Genomic DNA, 15912 nt, shown 5'->3' with positions numbered 1-15912 from the left:
GACTACCGACGACCGACCGCGGCCACGTCGACCTGCCAGCCGGCGGCGGAGTAGTCCGCGCCGGTCAGGTCGGCGGTCGCCACCACCGTGGAGGAGTTGCTGGCCAGCACGATGTACGGGGAGGACTGGTTCATCAGCCGCTGCCACTCCTGCATGGCGGTGGCCCGGGCGGCGAGATCGAGGGTCTCGGTGACCTTCTCACCGGCAGCCACGATCGCCGGGTCGGCGCGCTCGACGGTCCAGCCCGAGCGCAGCGCGGTGGCCTGACCGGGTGCCATGTTGTTGATGAGCGAGTCGGCGACCGGGTAGTTCAGGCTCTGCGGGGTGAAGCCCAGCGGCGACTTACCGCTGCGCATCTCGTCGAGGAAGGTGGTCAGCGGCTGCGGGTTCAACTCGAGCGTGATGCCGGCCTCGGCGGCGTCGCCCTGCACCTTGGTCGCCACGGTGCCCAGGTCCACGCCCTTGTAGGTGATGGCCGGGTAGTTGAACTTCACTGTCGGGTCGGTCAGCCCGGCCTCGGCGAGCAGCGCCTTGGCCTTCGTCACGTCCCGGGTCGACGCCTCGCTCGCCGGCAGGGTGCCGGGGAAGGCCGGTGCGACCAGACCGGCGCCGGGCGCGGCGCCCTCGCCGTACAGCGCGGCGATGCCCTGGTAGTCGATGGCGGCGCGCAGCGCCTGGTTGAACTTCGGGTTGGCGGTCACCGCCGACACCGCCGGATCGGCGTTGAGGAAGAGGAAGTAGACGGTGTCCTGCACACCGGAGGTCTGCAGGCTCTCCGGCAGGCCGTCGAGCAGCTTGCCGGAGATGTCCAGCGAGATCTCGGCGCTCTCGGCGCGCTGCATGGTCAGCTTCTGGGTCTGCACGTCCATGTTGCGCAATACCACCCGCTCGAACTGCGGCTTGTCGCCCCAGTAGTTCGGGTTGGCCTCCAGCACCACCTGCGACTCCGGCTCGTACGACTTGAGCACGTACGGGCCGCTGCCGATCGAGTTGGTGTCGAGGTACTGCTGGGCGGTGTCGCCCTGTGCGGCGTCCGCACCGTCCTTGGCACCGTTGTCCCGGGCGACCTCGGCGTTGAGCACGCCGGTGGACGGCATCGCCAGCACCACCGGCACGTTCGGGTTGGGCGTGGCGGAGGTGACCACGACGGTGCTGTCGTCGGTCTTGCTGACGCTCAGCTCGCTCACGGTGACCGCCGGGCTGCCCTTGATGTTCTTCAACCGGTTGAGGGAGAACACCACGTCGTCGGCGGTGAGCGGGCTGCCGTCGGCGAAGGTCACCCCGGAGCGCAGCTTGAAGGTGAAGGTCTTCGCGTCCGGGGACGCCTCGTACGACTCGGCCAGCGCCGGTACGGGTTTGCCGACGTCGGAGCCCTCGAAGGTGAGCAGGGTGTCGTAGAGGGCGTGCACGGCGGTCAGACCGGTGGCCTCGTAGACGCGGCCGGGGTCGAGGGTCTTGAGCACGAACGACGTGTTGACGGTGAGGGTCTTGGCCTCGCCGCCGTTCGCGTTGCCACCGCTGCCGCCGGCCGTGCAGGCGGTGGTGGAGATGATGGCCAGCGTCGCCAGAGCGAGCGCTCCGGCGCGGAGCCGGCGGGGGGACACCGACATGCTGTTCCTACCTTCGTATGGCGCGGCCCGCTGCGCGGGATCCGCGGGGCATCGACGTTCGGCGGCACCCCCACCGGCCGGGCCCAGACGGCCGATGCCGGTGTTCCGGGTTCTCAGGGGTGCGTCGGGTTCTCGGGGTGCGTCGTCGCAGGGTTGGATGTAGCCGGACTCGCATTCGTCCGGTTCGTGCCTGGACGCGGCGTGTCTACCAGTACCAAACAGCGCCGGCCTCGTGTTTGACCACCCTAAACACGGGCGTGTAGCTTGGTCAAACATTTTTAGCCACACTGTTATCGGATCGAGGTTCACATGCTCGGTGACCGGCTCCGCGTCCTGCGCCAGCAGCACTCCCTCACGCTGCGGCAGCTCGCCACAGCCGCCGACGTGTCACCCGCCCTGCTGAGTCAGATCGAGAACGGGGCGACCGACCCGAGCCTGGCCACCCTGCGCAAGCTCGCGCAGGTCTTCGACACCTCGATCGCCGAGCTGTTCTCCGAACCGGAGGCACCGGCGGTGCACATCAGCCGGGCCGGCAGCCGCAGCCTGCTCACCGCTCCCCCGGGCCAGATCACCTACGAGCGCCTGACCCCGGGGCGCGGCGATCTCGAGGTGCTCCAGGCCCACCTCGCCCCGGGCGACGCCAGCTCGGCCGAGCCGTGGGCACACCCATCCACCGAGTGCGCCATCGTCATCAGCGGCGAGGTGGTCGCCGACATCGGCGGCGAGGCGTACACCCTCACCACCGGCGAGGCCGTCACCTTCGACTCACGCCTGGCCCACCTCTACCGCAACGCCAGCGACCAGCCGGCCCACCTGATCATCGCGGTCACCCCGCCCAACCCCTGACCAGGCCCCGGGGCAGCGCGGGCGGGGCCTGTCGCGGCGGCCGCGCCGGTCGCTACTGTCGTCCGCGTGAATCTGGACGACATCGCCACCCGGCTCGGCGTACCCGTCGAGGACGTCGACCGCGTGCACCGGCTCGCCGGCGACCACCCGTCGGCGCCGGTGCCCGCCCGAGCCGACGCGCCCGCGCTGCTCGACCGGCTCGCGGTGCGACCGGACGACGCCGCCGAGATCCTGGCGGGCTGGCCCGACCCCGACTCCACCCAGTGGACCCCGGAGCTGCGCTGGCTGCTCGACCGCTCGATCGCCCTGGTCCGCGCGGATCTCGGGGGCCACGAGTGGCTGCCGCCCGGTCCGGCGCTGCCACGCGAGCGGGGGCCCGCCTGGCGGCACCTCTACGTCTACGCGTACCTGGCCCTGGTCGAGGTGGTCCGGGAGTACCACCGTGACCACGGTGTCCCCGACACCGTCTCCTGGGTGACCCTCGCGGACCTGGGCCGCAACCTCGCGATCGACCGACGGATGCGGGGCGAGGGTTGGTCGGTCATGCAGAGTTGGCTGACGCTGCACGTGCGCGGCAGCGTCTACGAACTCGGCCGGCTCCAGCACCATCGCGGCGGCACCGCCATCGAACTGCACATCCCCGACTCGGGGCCGCTGACCCCGGCGGCGGTCGAGGCGTCACTCGACGAGGCCCGCGCGTTCTTCCCACGCCACTTTCCCGACGAGCACTACCCGGCCTTCGCCTGCGGCTCCTGGCTGCTCGACCCGCAACTGCGGGACTACCTGCCGGCGGACTCCAACATCGTCCGCTTCCAGCGACGATTCGAGCTGGAGCCCTACCAGGAGCCGGACGGGCTCGACGCCGACGTCGAAGTGGTGCGGTTCGTGTTCCGTACCCTGACCACTCCGCTGGACCAGCTGCCGCGCGACACCGTGCTGCAACGCGCCGTCATCGACCACCTGAAGGCCGGCCGCCACTGGCGGTGGTGCCGCGGCCGCTTCCCGATCGAGCCGGTCCGCTGACCGCGGCGGGTCGGCCGGTGCTGGCGCTGCCTGCGCTACCGCTGTCACCTGGCGCGCCCGGGTAACCCGCACCCGAGCGCTGGGACCGGACCTGGACGGCGATGGCACCGGCGAGCAGGGCCAGACCAGCGACGTGCAGCGACCGGACGATGGTCGCGGCGAGGATGGTTGCACCGGGCAGCAGCGGCACGAGCGCCAGTCCGGCGGCGGACACCAGCGCGGCGACGCTCCAGAACAGCGCCGGACGCCGAAACGACGGTGCGACCCGACCGACGCCGGCCTTCGCCGTCTCCCGCCGGCCGAGGCGCACGGCAAGTACGACGACGAGCAGACCACCGACGAGGGTGCTCGTCAGATCCGAGACCGTCCACCATGCGACGTCCGTAACGCTCGACCATTGGAGACCGAACACCGCTCGTAGCCAGCCGTCGGTGTGGGTCAGCCAGTCCCAGCCGACGTGGCTCGCCGCGCCGAGGAGCGCCGAGCTGATCGTGATCCACCAGCGGTGCGACCACCGGGCCAGGGAACCGTGCCCACTCCAGCCGAACCAACGCTCGCCGGGCAGGTGGGCCAGGGTGGCATCGGCGCAGGAGCGGAAGACCGCCGCGTACGCCAGCGCCACCGGCAGGCACCACCAGAGCAGCGCCGGCCAGGAATGGGTGTCGGCGAAACTTCGGCCGGTCGGGCCGGTCGCCAGATAGGCGACGTCCGGCGACATCGCGCCGGTGCTCAACGCCACACCGTCGAACCACCGTGGCCGCCACCACTTGAGCGCCAGCACCGGCGCGAGATGCGAAGGAAAGGTCAGCGGCACGGTGCGGAGCATAGGGCTTGTCGTCCGGATCATCTTCGGCGCGAGACCGGCTCGGCACGACGGATCGACGGCGGGTGCCGATTCGCGGGTGCGCAGGCAGGGGCCGGGCGCGGACCCCGGATGGGATCCACGCCCGGACCAACCACAGGATCAGCTGACGGTGCAGGCCGCGCCGTTGAGGGTGAACGAACCCGGTTCGGCGGTGTTGCCGGTGTGGGTGGCCTGGAAGCCGATGCTGACCGACGCGTTCGGGGCGATGGTGCCGTTGTACGACACGTTGCGGGCGGTCACCTGCCCGGAGGTCGGTGAGTAGCTGGCGTTCCAGCCGCCGGTGATGGTCTGCCCGCCGGGCAGCGTGAAGACCAGCGACCAGCCGTTGACGGTGGCGCTGCCGGTGTTGGTGATGGTGATCTGCTCGGTCAGCCCGGTGTTCCAGGCGTTGACGTCCGCGGTGACCCGGCATGCCCCGCCACCCGGCGGCGGCGTGGTCGGGCTCGGGGGCGGCGTGGTCGGGCTCGGCGGCGGCGTGGTCGGGCTCGGCGGCGGCGTGGTCGGGCTCGGCGGCGGGGTGGTGCCGCCGAACTGGGTGAAGAAGCGCCAGGTCTCGCCCGGCAGCCAGGTACGGGAGCCGCTGTCGCCGGGTGCGCCGTCCTGCGGGGCGGCGATGTGTCCCTCGTCGAAGGCCGCCCAGACCACCGGGTAGCCGGACGCGCAGCCGGAGTACGTGGTGCTGCGGTGGGTGAGGCTGCCCTGCGACGGTTCCGGCGGGCTCTGCGCGGTGCAGCCGTTGTTGCGGACGAACCGGTCCCGCAGCGACCGCCCGTTGGAGATGTTGAGCACGCTGTCGCGGATGCCGTGCGCCCCGAAGTAGGCGACCGGCTGGGTGCCGCCACTGCATCCGCTCAGCTGCGCACCGCCGTAGACAGCGACGGCGCGGAAGATGTTCGGCCGGGCGCAGGCGAGGGCGTAGCTCATGGCGCCGCCGTAGCTGAATCCGAGCGCGAAGCGCTGGGTGGTCTCGACGCAGAGGTCGCCCTCGATCTGCCGGAGCATGTCGTCGACGAAGGTGACGTCCTCGCCGCCGGAGTTGGCCCAGCCGCTGTTGAGGCCCTGCGGCGCGACGAAGATGGTGCTGTTGTTCGACAGGGGCAACAGGCCGTAGTAGGCCCAGGTGTCGCGCTGCACGGTCTGGCCGGTGGCGACGTCGGTCGCCGAGCCGTTGAGCCAGTGGAACCCGAACACCAGTCGGTACGGGTGGTTGTTGTTGTAGTTGTCCGGCACCCGCAGGATGTAGCTGCGGTTCTTGCCGCTGCTCTGGATGGTGTGCGTACCGCTGCGCAGGGTGGGTGCCTTGCCGCAACCGGCGGTCGCGGCAAGAATGCCCGACTGCGCGGCCGGGACACTGCCGGGGTTCGCGCTCAGCGCCGTGCCGGCAGCCGCCAGCACCATCAGCGCCGCGAGCGCGACCGGCCCGAAGATCGATCTACGCCTGGACATCGTGACTCCATTCCGCGCCCGGTGTGGACGCGCGGTGGTGCGGCGCATCGCGGTGGTGGCTGCCGGGAACGGCCGGCGTACCGCGGGACGCGCCAGGGTACGGTGCGGCGCCGGACCGGGTGGTCAGGTCGGGTGGGCGCACCCGGGCGGCGGTCGTGCGACGTGTGCCAGGCTCCCGCGCGTACCGTCAGCCGCCCGGACCGGGCGGGGGACGTCGGAGCGTGCCCTTCGCTCCTGCCTCCGCAACGTAGTAGGTGAGCGATAACATCGCAAGATGTAAATGTATCTACTGCACCGGAGCGAGTTGCGCCTGCCCCTCAGCGCGGCCCGGTGCCGCGTCCTGAGCCGGTCACGGGACGACGGGAGGCACGGCCGGCACCGTAGGCGCGTTCGTAGCCGACGAGTATGACGAGCAAGGCGGCGAGCAGGCCGAGAGCGGCCAGGCCGGGCAGGTACCGACCGACCGGCAGCAGCGCCAGGGCCACCGCGGGCGCGAGCAGCTGCGCCGGAGACACGGATCGGACGCTGAGCCCACGGAACAGCACCTCGCCCGCGAGATACAGCGCCACCCCGCCGAACATCGCGACGGCCGAGGCCCAGGGCAGGCGCGACCCGGCCGCGGCCCAGGGCTCGTGATGCGCCAGCGGAGCAATCACCTCGTGCACCCCGAGGGCCAGGTAGATCGTCCCGGCGATCAGCGCGAAGTGGCCGCCGCTGTAGGCGTTGGCCGCGAGCCGGTCGCGTCGCGGCCCGCGCTCGGTCATCAGCACCTCACCCGCCGCCTCCGAGTTCAGCATGTAGAGCCGAAACAGGCAGACCGTGACGACGAGGGTGAACAGCGTGGCCAGCACGGTCGGCCCGTTGATCATCTCGGATCCGATGCCGGCACCGACCGAGATCAACGTCTCGCCGAGCGCGATGATCACCACGAGGGCGTGCCGTTCGGTGAAGTGTTCCGAACTACGCAACGGCCACCCGCTCAGCATGGAGGCGATCAGTCCGCCGGCGAAGTCGACCGCGACCGCCGCCGCCCAGAGCAGCAACTGTGCGTCACCGCCGACGACGGCACCGAGGACGAGCGGGATCCAGGACAGCGCGGTGGTCGCGGTGTAGATGCGCAACGTGCGGTGCAGCCGCCGGTCGCCCTCGGCCGCCCGGCGGTAGAGCGCCAGGTGGACCGCCCGCACCACGAGGTACGACAGCACCAGGATCAGGCGCGAGCCCAGGCTCGGTTCCCAGACGTTCGGGACGACCACGGCGATGAGAAAGATGGGGCCCATGACAGCGGTGGTGCCAGCCCGGATCAGCCCGATGTCGGCACGGGCCTGGTTGCCCAGCCAGGCGTAGATCAGCCAGGAGATCCACAGCAGCAGCAGGACGACCAGTCCCTGGATCAGGGTCAGTGGCGAGGCGTCACCCGCCATGTAGGCGGTGATCCGGGTCAGGGCGAAGACGAACACCAGATCGAAGAAGATCTCGTACCGCGTCGTCCGATGCGTCTCCGTGGTCGTCTCGACGCGCCCTCGGAGGAACAGCCCCATGGGTCCATCTTCATGGTCGCGGCAGTCGCGCTCACGACGATCGGCCAAGCTCGGCCCAGGGTGGCACCTGCCGCAGGTAGCGATCGAGGGTGACCCGCCCGTCGGGGACGAACGGCCAGGCCGGGTCGGCGAGCCGGGCGACCAGCTCGGCCAGGTCGAGCCACCACCCGTCGGCGACCTCGCTGGGCTGATGCACCACCGGGCCGCAACGGCTCCGCTCGTAGCGGGCCTCGAAGACGTACGCGAGGTAGTTGGTACGCGCGTCGGCGTACCAGTAACGCAGGCAGGGCCGGATCTCGCAGTTCGTGACGCCCAGTTCCTCGGTGAGTTCCCGGGCCGCCGCCTCGGCCGGATCCTCGCCGGCCAGCACCACGCCTCCGGCGAAGGCGTCGTGCATGCCCGGATAGACGTCCTTCGTGTCAGTACGGCGGTGGACGTAGACGCGGTCCCGTTCATCGCGCAGCAGCACCGCCGTCGCGGCGTGCGGCAGGTTCGCGGCCCGTACGGCGCTGCGTGGCGCGGTGCCGGTGACGGTCCCCGAGGTGTCACCTTCGAGATAGAGCGCCACGAGTTCGTCCATCCGCCCACCGTAGCGTCGACCTGCTCCGCCATCCGGCCCCTCACCGGGGTGGTAGGCCGGCCAACCATTGTTCGAGCGCCTCCGGAGAGTCGAGCAGCAGCACCGGCGGCCCGCTCGGGTCGGCGTGCCAGGCCCGCAGTCGACGCCGTTCCCGACCGAACTCGGTGAGATGCCATATCAGCACCGAGTCGGTGGTCAGCACGCTGCCCAGCGACTCGCGGTTGCCGTTGCAGATCTCCTCCCCCGTCGACAGCCGGCGCAGCGTGCGCCGCAGCAACCAGCGGAAGGACACGCCGCGCGGGTAGTCCAGGCCGACGACCAGGTCCGCGCGGGCCAACGGCACGTCCCGCCAACCGTGGTACGCCCCGTCGAGGATCCAGCGGTCCCGTCGGCAGATCGTCTCGATCCGGCTGCGTTGCCGCGCCACCGGCACCTCGACCCAGTTGGGTTCCCAGAGCAGGTCGTCGACCGGGTACCAGGGCAGCCCGAGCCGCTGCGACAGGCGCTGCGCGAGGGTGGACTTGCCGGAGCCGTGGACCCCGTAGACCAGGATGCGAGACAACCTCTTGCTCATCGCGCGGCAGCCTAACCGGCCGGTGCCAGCAGCCCGCCGGAGGCGGCCGGGCGGCCGGTGACCGACCGCCCGGACCAGGATCAGCGGTTGCCGACCAGGTCGCCGCAGTCGGTCTCGTCGGGCAGCAGCGGTCGCAGGGCCACCGTCCACCGCTTGCCGTCTGAGACCCACGGGGTGGCCGCGTTCGCCGCCGCCGCGGCGGTGAGCACCTGCTTCGCCTCGTCACCGGTCGCCGTGACACAACCCAGACCCAGGCCCTCGCCGAGTTCGGCACCCGGCAGCGCCGGCCCGGGCCAGGCCACCTCGGGCTGCTCGCCGGCGTCGGCGTTGGCGACCCACGGCTCGGCCACGGCGGCGACGGCAGTCGGCGCGTACGGCTGCGTGTCCGTCTGCGCGTCGCCGAGCGGACCGGACTCGACGCTCAGCGAGTCGGCGAACTCCCGCAGCGTCTCCCGCTTCGCCCGCTGCTCGGCGGTGAGCCCGGTCTGCGCCCCGCCCGACTCGGCCAGGGCGTACACCTCCAGTTCCTCGACCCCGTTGTCACCGAGCACGGTGAACCGGGTCGTGGGCGCGTCGGCGACCGGCGGGGTGCCGAGGTCCGAAGGGCCGCCCACCCCGGCGGCCCGGGCCGCCTTGAGCAGTTCCGCCACCTCGGTGGCGCTGATCGTGCCCACCTGGAGGTTGGGCAGCGCCGGGCCCGGATAGATCAACGGCACCGGCCCCTGGGTGATCACGCGGCCGTCACCGTAGACGCTCACCGTGGGCACGCGGGTGGCCAGCATGGCCGGCGTGACGAACCCCCCGGTGTGTTCCATCCGGAACACCACCGTGTCGGCGGAGTAGGACCGCTCGGGTGAGTCCGCCTCTCCCGACCCGGTGCCACCGGCCTGCTGGCCGCAGGCCGCGGAGGTCAGCAACAGCAGGGGGACGACCGCCAGTCGCCCGCTTCGACGAATGCTCATGCCGATCGGACGTCGGCGGGCACCGGCCGGTTCCGTGCGACCGGCACCGGCGCGGTCCGCCGCAGCCCCCGGCGTGCCGCCCTGGCGCTGCTGATCCGGCGCCGGCGGATGTCCGGGTGGACGGGGACGTCAGGCCAGATTGATCGTGAACGCCGCGGTGTGCACCTTCCCGTCCACCTGGAAGTCGAAGAACGCCCGGTAACGGCCGGTGCTCGGCGCGGTCAGCCAGAACTTCACCGTACCGTCGACCAGCTCCGGCTCCGGGTGGACGTGCAGGAACCCCAGGTCGCCCTCGCGGACGACGACCAGATGCCCGTACGCGCCGAGGTAACGCTCCAACTGAACCGGCCCGGCCGCCCCGTCACGGTCGACGCGAAGGGTCAGCGGGACGGTCATCCCGATGGTGGGCGTGCCGGCCATGGACACCACGTACGGCCCGGTGGTCGTCCGCGGCTGCGGCGGAGGCAGTCCGGCGGGGTCATAACCGCCCGGCACCTCGTGGTCGACGCCGAGCACCAGCGGCAACCCCTTGCCGTCGGCGGTGGTGACGGTGAAGTCCGCGTAGATGCGATAACCGCCGGGTCGGGTGAGTTCCAGCGGCACGCTCCAGGTGCCGTCCGCCGCCATCGTCGGGTGCAGATGCTGGTATCCACCGAGGTCACGGCTGACCACGATCATGTGCAGCGGCTTGTCGTGCACCACCGCGAAGCGGGTCACCGGCTGCCCGTCGACCCCCACCACCCGGAACCGGTAGTCGGTGGTCGCGCCGGCCGGCTGGGAGCGCAGCACCGGCTTGAGGGTGTACCCGGCCGCGCTCACGGTCGTACCGGTGGCCTGGTCCTGGCCGTCACCCGGATGTGTGTGCGGGCCGATACCCGCCGGGTGCTGATGGCCGTCACCTGCCGTCACCGCCTGCGCCGCGTCCCGGCTGCCACCAACCGCTGCCGCGCCCGGCGGTTGCGCCACGGTGGTGGGTTCGTCGGAGGTGTCGATCCGGCCGAGCGCGAAACCGGCCAACAGCGTCAGCACGAGTCCACCGACAAGCAACGCGAGCCGGGTGTCGCCCCGGTGCCACCAGCCGGTCGGCCCGGAGCCGTCCGCTGGCGTCCCGGGCGCGGCGAGTGCGGCGGCGTCCGCGGGTTCGGCGGGTGCCACCGGGGTGGTGGTCACCGCCCGCTGGGCCGGGGCCGCCGCCGATACCGTGGCAGCCTTCCGGCCTCGCCGGGCGGCCGGGCCTGCCGTGGTGCCGCGGCGACCCGTGGCGGCTGCCGTGGTACGGCCTCCCTTGCTGCGGGTGGTGGGTTTGGCGCGAGGTCGGGTGGCACCGGACCGGCGTGCCGCCGTGCGACTCCGGTCGACGCGAGCCGGACGGTGCTGCCAGGCGAAGAAGCCGGCGACCGCGACCACGGCCGCCACCAGTGCGGCCCAGCCAAGCGCGCCGATGCCGCCCGAGTCGTCGGAGGCGGGTGGCGCGGCGGCGACCGACGGGACCGGCGCCGCCGGGGCGACAGGGGTGGCATCGCCGGACCCCGCCTGCGATCCGGTGTCCCCGTGCTGCTCGGCGGCGGCGAGCAGCGACGGATCCGGCTGGCCGGTGGGCGGTTGCCAGTTCGGCGGCGCGGCCGTCGGCTTACCGGTGTACCGGAAGGTGACCGTACCGCGCACCGGGTCACCGTCGGAGGCCACCGACAGGTAGCTCACCGAGTACTGACCGGCGGCGGGCAGGTGTGCGAGGGTCACCACCGCAGGAAATCCGGTGGTGTACTCGCGCGGCTCGAACACGCCGTCGACCAGGAAGTACTCCCGCACCGGGCGGTCGAGTTCCCGGGGTTCGCCATGCGTCCAGCCGTTGTCCACCCGGCCACCGCCCGGCGCGGTGACGGTGAAGTACGCGTCCTCGCGGACCCGCTCGGTGAAGTAGAGCTGCACGGCCGTCAGGGCCTCGTCGACGGTGGCGCCCTCGGCCGGTGTGGATGTCGCGAGGGTGCCGTGTGCCGAGGCTGGTGTGGCCGGCCCGAGGAGGACGCCGCCGGCGGCGAGGACCAGTGCGAGCAGACCGGCGGCGACGCGGCCCCGAGCCCGAGGGAGATGACGCATCGAAACATCCTCGCAATGACGCCGCTTTCCGCAATAGGTCGTCATCTTTTTGTTCATATTGGAAAAGTTCTGGATGTGCTGACCGATTGCCGGGTCACCGTCCACGTGTCGTTTCCGGGCTCAGTCGCCGGCGAGCACGGACTCGCGGCCCTCGGCACGGGCCTGATCGAGCATCCGGGTGAGCTGCCGGCGACGCCGTCGGGCGACGGTCCGCCAGCCCAGCAGCAGGATGCCGACAAGTATCCCGAGGACCAGTTGTGGCCACGGCACCGTCCACCCGGTGACCGTGATGGTGGTCGGCCGGACCTGGGCGCCGGTCGGGTCACCGGAGACGACCGCCGGGGTCACCTCGACGGTGGTGGAGTAACGGCCCAGCCCCCAGACCCCGCCGACATGAGCCTCGACCTGTCTGCTGTCGCCCGGTAGCAGCTCCGGCACCTCGGTGGATCCGTTCCGGCCGGTCAGGCCGAACAGCTCGCTGACCCGCACGGTGCCGGCACCGGTCACCGCGACGTTGCCGCTGTTTCGCGCGGTGAACGTCAGGTGGACACCGCCGGAGGCGAACGGATTCCACGACCGCTCGTGCCCGACGGCCAGGTCCTCGACGGTGACCGCGGCGGTGACCGTGCCGCTGGCCCGCAGCATCACCCGGAACCCGACCCGGCTCTGCACCGCCACCGTGCCCCCGGCGCTGGTCACCGTGGCCGCGACGCCGGCCGGATGATCTCCCGGCGTCGCGTCCGGCGGCACGGTGATGGTGAACGGCACCACGGTCGTCTGTTTCGCTTCGACGGTGACCGTCTCGGGCAGCGTGATCCAGGTGCCACCGTCCACCGACTCCTGGCCGGCGGTCAGCATGTTGAACCGCCCCTTGTCGGTCAGGTAACCGTCGGCGGCCTGCAACGCGAACACCACCGGCGCGTCGCCGAAGTTCCGCACCGCCAGGTGCTCGGTCAGCACCGTACCCGGATCCAGCGTGTGCTCGATCCACCGACGGCCGTCCGGTCCCCGCGCGTCCGCCGGCTGCACCGCCCAGGTCACCGTCGCACCGGTCGGCTCCGCCGACGCGGCGACCGGTGCGGGCAGCGCGACGGCCGACATCGCGGCCAGCACCGCTGCCCACCGCGGCAGGAATCGGGTCATCACAGTCCTTCGTGGTCGGGAAGGGAACGACCCCGGGGGCCGCCGGGCGGCGACCCCCGGGAGGTGCGGTGGCCCGGCCACCGAACCTCACTCGAACAGCGACAACGTCACCGTCGAGGTGTAGGAACCGGCCGCCACGTCGGCCGGGGTGCGCAGGAAGAGGTCCGCGTCGACCGAGTACGCGTCCCCGGCCACCGTGCCCGAGTCGAACGTCGAGACCAGCAGTTCCTGGTCGACCAGACCCACGTTGTTTCCCGGCTGCGTCGGCTCGTCCAGCACGGTGACGACCTCCTCGCCGGCGCTGACCAGGCCGGTGTCACCGCCGTCGAGCAACCGTGGCCGCCAGCCCAGATGCTCGGCACCGATCGGCGCCTGGCCGGCGCTGCCGACGAAGTCGGTCGCGTTGCCCAGCACCGCCCACGCCGCGCCCTCGGGCAGCTCGTCGGCCGTACGCGTGTCGGTGACGGTGACCGTCGGCAGCCCGCCCACGAACTGGCGTACCAGCAGCGTCGATCCGTTCTCGGTCAACGCCACCGAGTCACCGGCGATCGACATCGCCAGCACTCCCGGCTCCTGGATCTCCTCGATGTCGACGGTGACCTCCACCTCGCCGCTGTCACCCGGCTCGGCCTGCGCCGGCGACGGCAGCGCCGCCGACCCGGCCAGGAGGACGCCCGCAGCCCCCGCCGCGACCAACCGCTTGCGATTCCGTGTGCTCATCCGGTGCTCCGTTGTCGTTGGTGAATGGACGGCAGGTCAGTCGCCGCAGTCCGCGGCGGGGTATTCGGCGGTGCGTACGGTCGTGCCCTCGACACCCTCGGCGGTGACCCGAACGGTGGCCACTCCGGCGGAGACGGCCGGGGTGCGCGTCTTGAACTGCTGGTACGCGTTGGCGCCGGGTGCCACGCCGGTCACCGACCGCTGCCCGTACGCCGTCTCGAGCACCACGTCCACCGGCGCCTCGTGGTCGTTGCGCGCCCGCACCGCGACGTACGCCTCACCACCCACGCACCGTGCCTGGGCGCTGACCGTCACCGGCACCTCGGACCCGGCTCCGGTCTCGAAGTCCCAGGTGTCCAGTTCGAACAGGTCGGCGCCCTGCGGTCCGGCGTAGGTGAAGTACACGTCGTGCACCCCCGCGACGCCGTCGAGTTCGGCGGTCAGCTCGGTCCACTCGCCGAGGGGCGCGTCGACCGGGATGGTCGCGACCACCGGTGCGGTGACCCCGTCCAGGCGGATCTGGATCGAACCGCCGTTGGCCAGCGGCCGCACCTTCGCGGTCACACTGCGGGCGCCGTCACCGAAGTCCACCGACGACAACGCCGTCCAGTCGCCGTTGTCGATGTCGCGCACCACCAGGTTCGGTGCCGCGTCGCCGAACTGGGCGGACCCGCCGGCGACCTTGGTGGTCGCGACGCCCTTGCTCCAGCCGAAGGTCTCGGCCTCGAGCACCCGGTACGGGTCGAGATCGCGGACCTGGTCGACACCGGCGTAGGTGCCGACCACCTGCTGGATGGTGCCGTCCGGGTTGAAGGTCAGCTCCTGGATGTGTGGGCTGCGGTACCCCTGGGTGGTGGTGCCGTTGATCCGCTTGTTCAAGGTCGGGGCGTGGTACGTGAAGTAGTACCTGCCCTCGAATTCGAAGACCGACTGGTGGTTGTTGCCGCCGGTGCCGGCACCGAAGAACTGCGACTGGTTCGGGAAGAGCACGCCCGCGTAGGTCTCCTTCGGCCAGTCCATCGGGTCGTCGGAGATCAGGTAGCCGATCTGACCGCCGCCGGGGTAGCCGGGCAACGGGGTCTGGTTGCCACCGAAGTCGTTGCCGCCGAAGTGCGACGAGTACGACAGGTAGTACCGGCCGTCGCGCTCGAACACCTGGGCCGCCTCGAAGGCCACCGGGGCGTCCACCACCGCCGCCGTACCCTCGGTCGACACCATGTCGTCACCGAGCCTGATCACCCGCAGGTTCTTCGGATTGTTGAAGCGTTCGGCCGGCGGCATGCTCGTCGACGCGGGACCACCACCGAAGTACAGGTACGGCTCCCCGTCGACGTCGACGAACGGCGCCGGATCGAACTTCCAGGCCACGTCCTCGGCGCCGGGGGTACGGCCGTCGATCAGCGTGCTGGTGCGCTCGCTGCGCCACGGGCCGAGCGGCGAGTCACCGGTGATCACGTTGCTCGAACTGCCGTTGTTGGCGTAGTAGAGGAAGAACTTCTCCTCGCCGTCGACCACCTTCCGGGCCATGCCGGGGGCCCAGGAGTTGGCGGTGAACGGCGCCACGCCGTTCGGGCCCGCGACCTGGATCTCGCCGTGGTCGGTCCAGTTCACCAGGTCCGCCGAGGAGATCACCGTGATCTGGTTGATGTCGCCGTAGTTGATGCCCGGCGAGACACCGGTGACCGGGTCGGGCGCGTAGCCCTGGGTGTCGTTGGTCAGGTACAGGTACACCCGGCCGTCGTGCACGAAGCCGAAGCCGTCGGCGCCGAACTTGTGCCCGATCAACGGGTTGTGCTCGCCCGGCAGCTTGCCGACGACTTCGATCGTCTTCGACGGCGCGGGCGGCGGCGCGGCGCCGACCACCGACACGCCGTCCAGCTTGAAGTCCATCAGGTGCACCTCGGGATCCGCGGATGGCGTGCTCGTCCACGGCGTCTCGAAGAACAGCCGCGCCGTCGACACGTTCTGCCCAGCCGGGATGGTGAAGGTGCCGTTGAACTGCGCCCACTGCCCCTTCGTGGCGACGACGCTGACCAGGTTGGTGTAGGTCGCCGCGCCGTAGTGCATCGTGGCGAAGAACTGCTTCGTCGCCGGTCCGTTCGGGTTCTCGTACTTGATCCGGGCCGTCAGGGCGTAGGTCTGCCCGGCCTGCACCCGGCCGCTGAGGTCCTGCATCGGGCCGGATCCGGTGGTCGCCCTGTTGGTGACGAGCACGGCGCTCGACCCGGTGTGCGCGTCCGCCGTCAGCGACAGCGTGGCGCTGTCGGTCGCGTTGCCGTTGTTGACGAACCAGCCGGTGAGACCGTCCTCGAAACCGCCGTTGACCACGAGATCGGTGTCCTCCGCCTGGGCCGGCGACGCGGCGACGAGCCCGGTGGCCAGCATGAGCCCGACCGTGACGACAGCGGCGGCCCTGCGCAGGGCGGCCCTTCGCACGCGATGTGTCACTGACATCCTCCTTGATCACTGCGGTGGATCCGGGGGTTCGGGTGCGACCGGCCCGTG

13 protein-coding genes are annotated in these 15912 nt (G+C 71.4%); 2 read left to right on the top strand and 11 right to left on the bottom strand.

Going from position 1 to position 15912, the window contains the following annotated elements; genetic code table 11:
• Positions 1–2: 2 nt before the first annotated feature.
• A complete protein-coding gene (locus O7605_RS23930; RefSeq protein ID WP_269741231.1) occupies positions 3–1610 on the bottom strand; it encodes an ABC transporter substrate-binding protein in 1608 nt (535 codons plus the stop codon).
• A gap of 309 nt (positions 1611–1919) precedes the next feature.
• Between O7605_RS23930 and O7605_RS23925 the strand changes: the two genes are divergently transcribed.
• A complete protein-coding gene (locus tag O7605_RS23925; RefSeq protein ID WP_269741230.1) occupies positions 1920–2456 on the top strand; it encodes a cupin domain-containing protein in 537 nt (178 codons plus the stop codon).
• Between the two features lie 66 nt (positions 2457–2522).
• Positions 2523–3479 (top strand): acyltransferase domain-containing protein, encoded by a 957-nt coding sequence (locus O7605_RS23920; protein ID WP_269741229.1) that lies wholly within the window; start codon positions 2523–2525, stop codon positions 3477–3479.
• Here O7605_RS23920 and O7605_RS23915 read toward each other — a convergent pair.
• The 10 genes from O7605_RS23915 to O7605_RS23870 all read right to left on the bottom strand — a co-directional run bounded on the left by O7605_RS23915 (position 3406) and on the right by O7605_RS23870 (position 15861).
• Complete coding sequence (locus O7605_RS23915; RefSeq protein ID WP_269741228.1) at positions 3406–4293, bottom strand: DUF4184 family protein; 888 nt, start codon at positions 4291–4293, stop codon at positions 3406–3408. The two genes, O7605_RS23920 and O7605_RS23915, sit on opposite strands and share 74 nt — an antisense overlap.
• Positions 4294–4443: 150 nt before the next feature.
• Positions 4444–5790: a cellulose binding domain-containing protein gene (locus tag O7605_RS23910; protein WP_269741227.1), complete on the bottom strand. Its 1347-nt coding sequence runs from the start codon at positions 5788–5790 to the stop codon at positions 4444–4446.
• Between the two features lie 317 nt (positions 5791–6107).
• Positions 6108–7331: a low temperature requirement protein A gene (locus O7605_RS23905; RefSeq protein ID WP_269741226.1), complete on the bottom strand. Its 1224-nt coding sequence runs from the start codon at positions 7329–7331 to the stop codon at positions 6108–6110.
• A 31-nt stretch (positions 7332–7362) separates the two neighbouring features.
• On the bottom strand, positions 7363–7911 hold the full coding sequence (locus O7605_RS23900; RefSeq protein ID WP_269741225.1) for an NUDIX hydrolase: 549 nt from the start codon (positions 7909–7911) through the stop codon (positions 7363–7365).
• Between the two features lie 40 nt (positions 7912–7951).
• A complete protein-coding gene (locus tag O7605_RS23895; protein WP_269741224.1) occupies positions 7952–8485 on the bottom strand; it encodes an AAA family ATPase in 534 nt (177 codons plus the stop codon).
• An 80-nt stretch (positions 8486–8565) separates the two neighbouring features.
• Complete coding sequence (locus tag O7605_RS23890; protein WP_269741223.1) at positions 8566–9447, bottom strand: hypothetical protein; 882 nt, start codon at positions 9445–9447, stop codon at positions 8566–8568.
• Between the two features lie 129 nt (positions 9448–9576).
• The gene (locus O7605_RS23885; RefSeq protein ID WP_269741222.1) at positions 9577–11544 is read right to left on the bottom strand and encodes a copper resistance CopC family protein; all 1968 of its coding nucleotides are present in this window, start codon (positions 11542–11544) and stop codon (positions 9577–9579) included.
• Positions 11545–11664: 120 nt separating this feature from the next.
• Positions 11665–12687 carry a hypothetical protein gene (locus O7605_RS23880; RefSeq protein ID WP_269741221.1) on the bottom strand — a complete coding sequence of 341 codons (1023 nt, stop codon included), beginning with the start codon at positions 12685–12687 and terminating at the stop codon, positions 11665–11667.
• Between the two features lie 87 nt (positions 12688–12774).
• On the bottom strand, positions 12775–13407 hold the full coding sequence (locus O7605_RS23875; protein WP_269741220.1) for a hypothetical protein: 633 nt from the start codon (positions 13405–13407) through the stop codon (positions 12775–12777).
• Between the two features lie 36 nt (positions 13408–13443).
• Positions 13444–15861 (bottom strand): family 43 glycosylhydrolase, encoded by a 2418-nt coding sequence (locus tag O7605_RS23870; protein ID WP_443083961.1) that lies wholly within the window; start codon positions 15859–15861, stop codon positions 13444–13446.
• Positions 15862–15912 lie beyond the last annotated feature (51 nt).

The sequence above is a fragment of the Verrucosispora sp. WMMA2121 genome (genome assembly GCF_027460185.1).
Taxonomy (GTDB): domain Bacteria; phylum Actinomycetota; class Actinomycetes; order Mycobacteriales; family Micromonosporaceae; genus Micromonospora; species Micromonospora palythoicola.
The sequence above is the reverse complement of the archived record's forward strand: the minus strand, read 5'-3'. Positions and strand labels throughout refer to the sequence as shown.

Bases quoted from the DNA above. Each gene is read 5' to 3' on its own strand.
- O7605_RS23905 (WP_269741226.1), bottom strand. From the start codon at position 7,331: ATGGGGCTGTTCCTCCGAGGGCGCGTCGAGACGACCACGGAGACGCAT.
- O7605_RS23890 (WP_269741223.1), bottom strand. From the start codon at position 9,447: ATGAGCATTCGTCGAAGCGGGCGACTGGCGGTCGTCCCCCTGCTGTTG.
- O7605_RS23910 (WP_269741227.1), bottom strand. From the start codon at position 5,790: ATGTCCAGGCGTAGATCGATCTTCGGGCCGGTCGCGCTCGCGGCGCTG.
- O7605_RS23900 (WP_269741225.1), bottom strand. From the start codon at position 7,911: ATGGACGAACTCGTGGCGCTCTATCTCGAAGGTGACACCTCGGGGACC.
- O7605_RS23870 (WP_443083961.1), bottom strand. From the start codon at position 15,861: ATGTCAGTGACACATCGCGTGCGAAGGGCCGCCCTGCGCAGGGCCGCC.
- O7605_RS23925 (WP_269741230.1), top strand. From the start codon at position 1,920: ATGCTCGGTGACCGGCTCCGCGTCCTGCGCCAGCAGCACTCCCTCACG.
- O7605_RS23880 (WP_269741221.1), bottom strand. From the start codon at position 12,687: ATGACCCGATTCCTGCCGCGGTGGGCAGCGGTGCTGGCCGCGATGTCG.
- O7605_RS23930 (WP_269741231.1), bottom strand. From the start codon at position 1,610: ATGTCGGTGTCCCCCCGCCGGCTCCGCGCCGGAGCGCTCGCTCTGGCG.
- O7605_RS23895 (WP_269741224.1), bottom strand. From the start codon at position 8,485: ATGAGCAAGAGGTTGTCTCGCATCCTGGTCTACGGGGTCCACGGCTCC.
- O7605_RS23885 (WP_269741222.1), bottom strand. From the start codon at position 11,544: ATGCGTCATCTCCCTCGGGCTCGGGGCCGCGTCGCCGCCGGTCTGCTC.
- O7605_RS23875 (WP_269741220.1), bottom strand. From the start codon at position 13,407: ATGAGCACACGGAATCGCAAGCGGTTGGTCGCGGCGGGGGCTGCGGGC.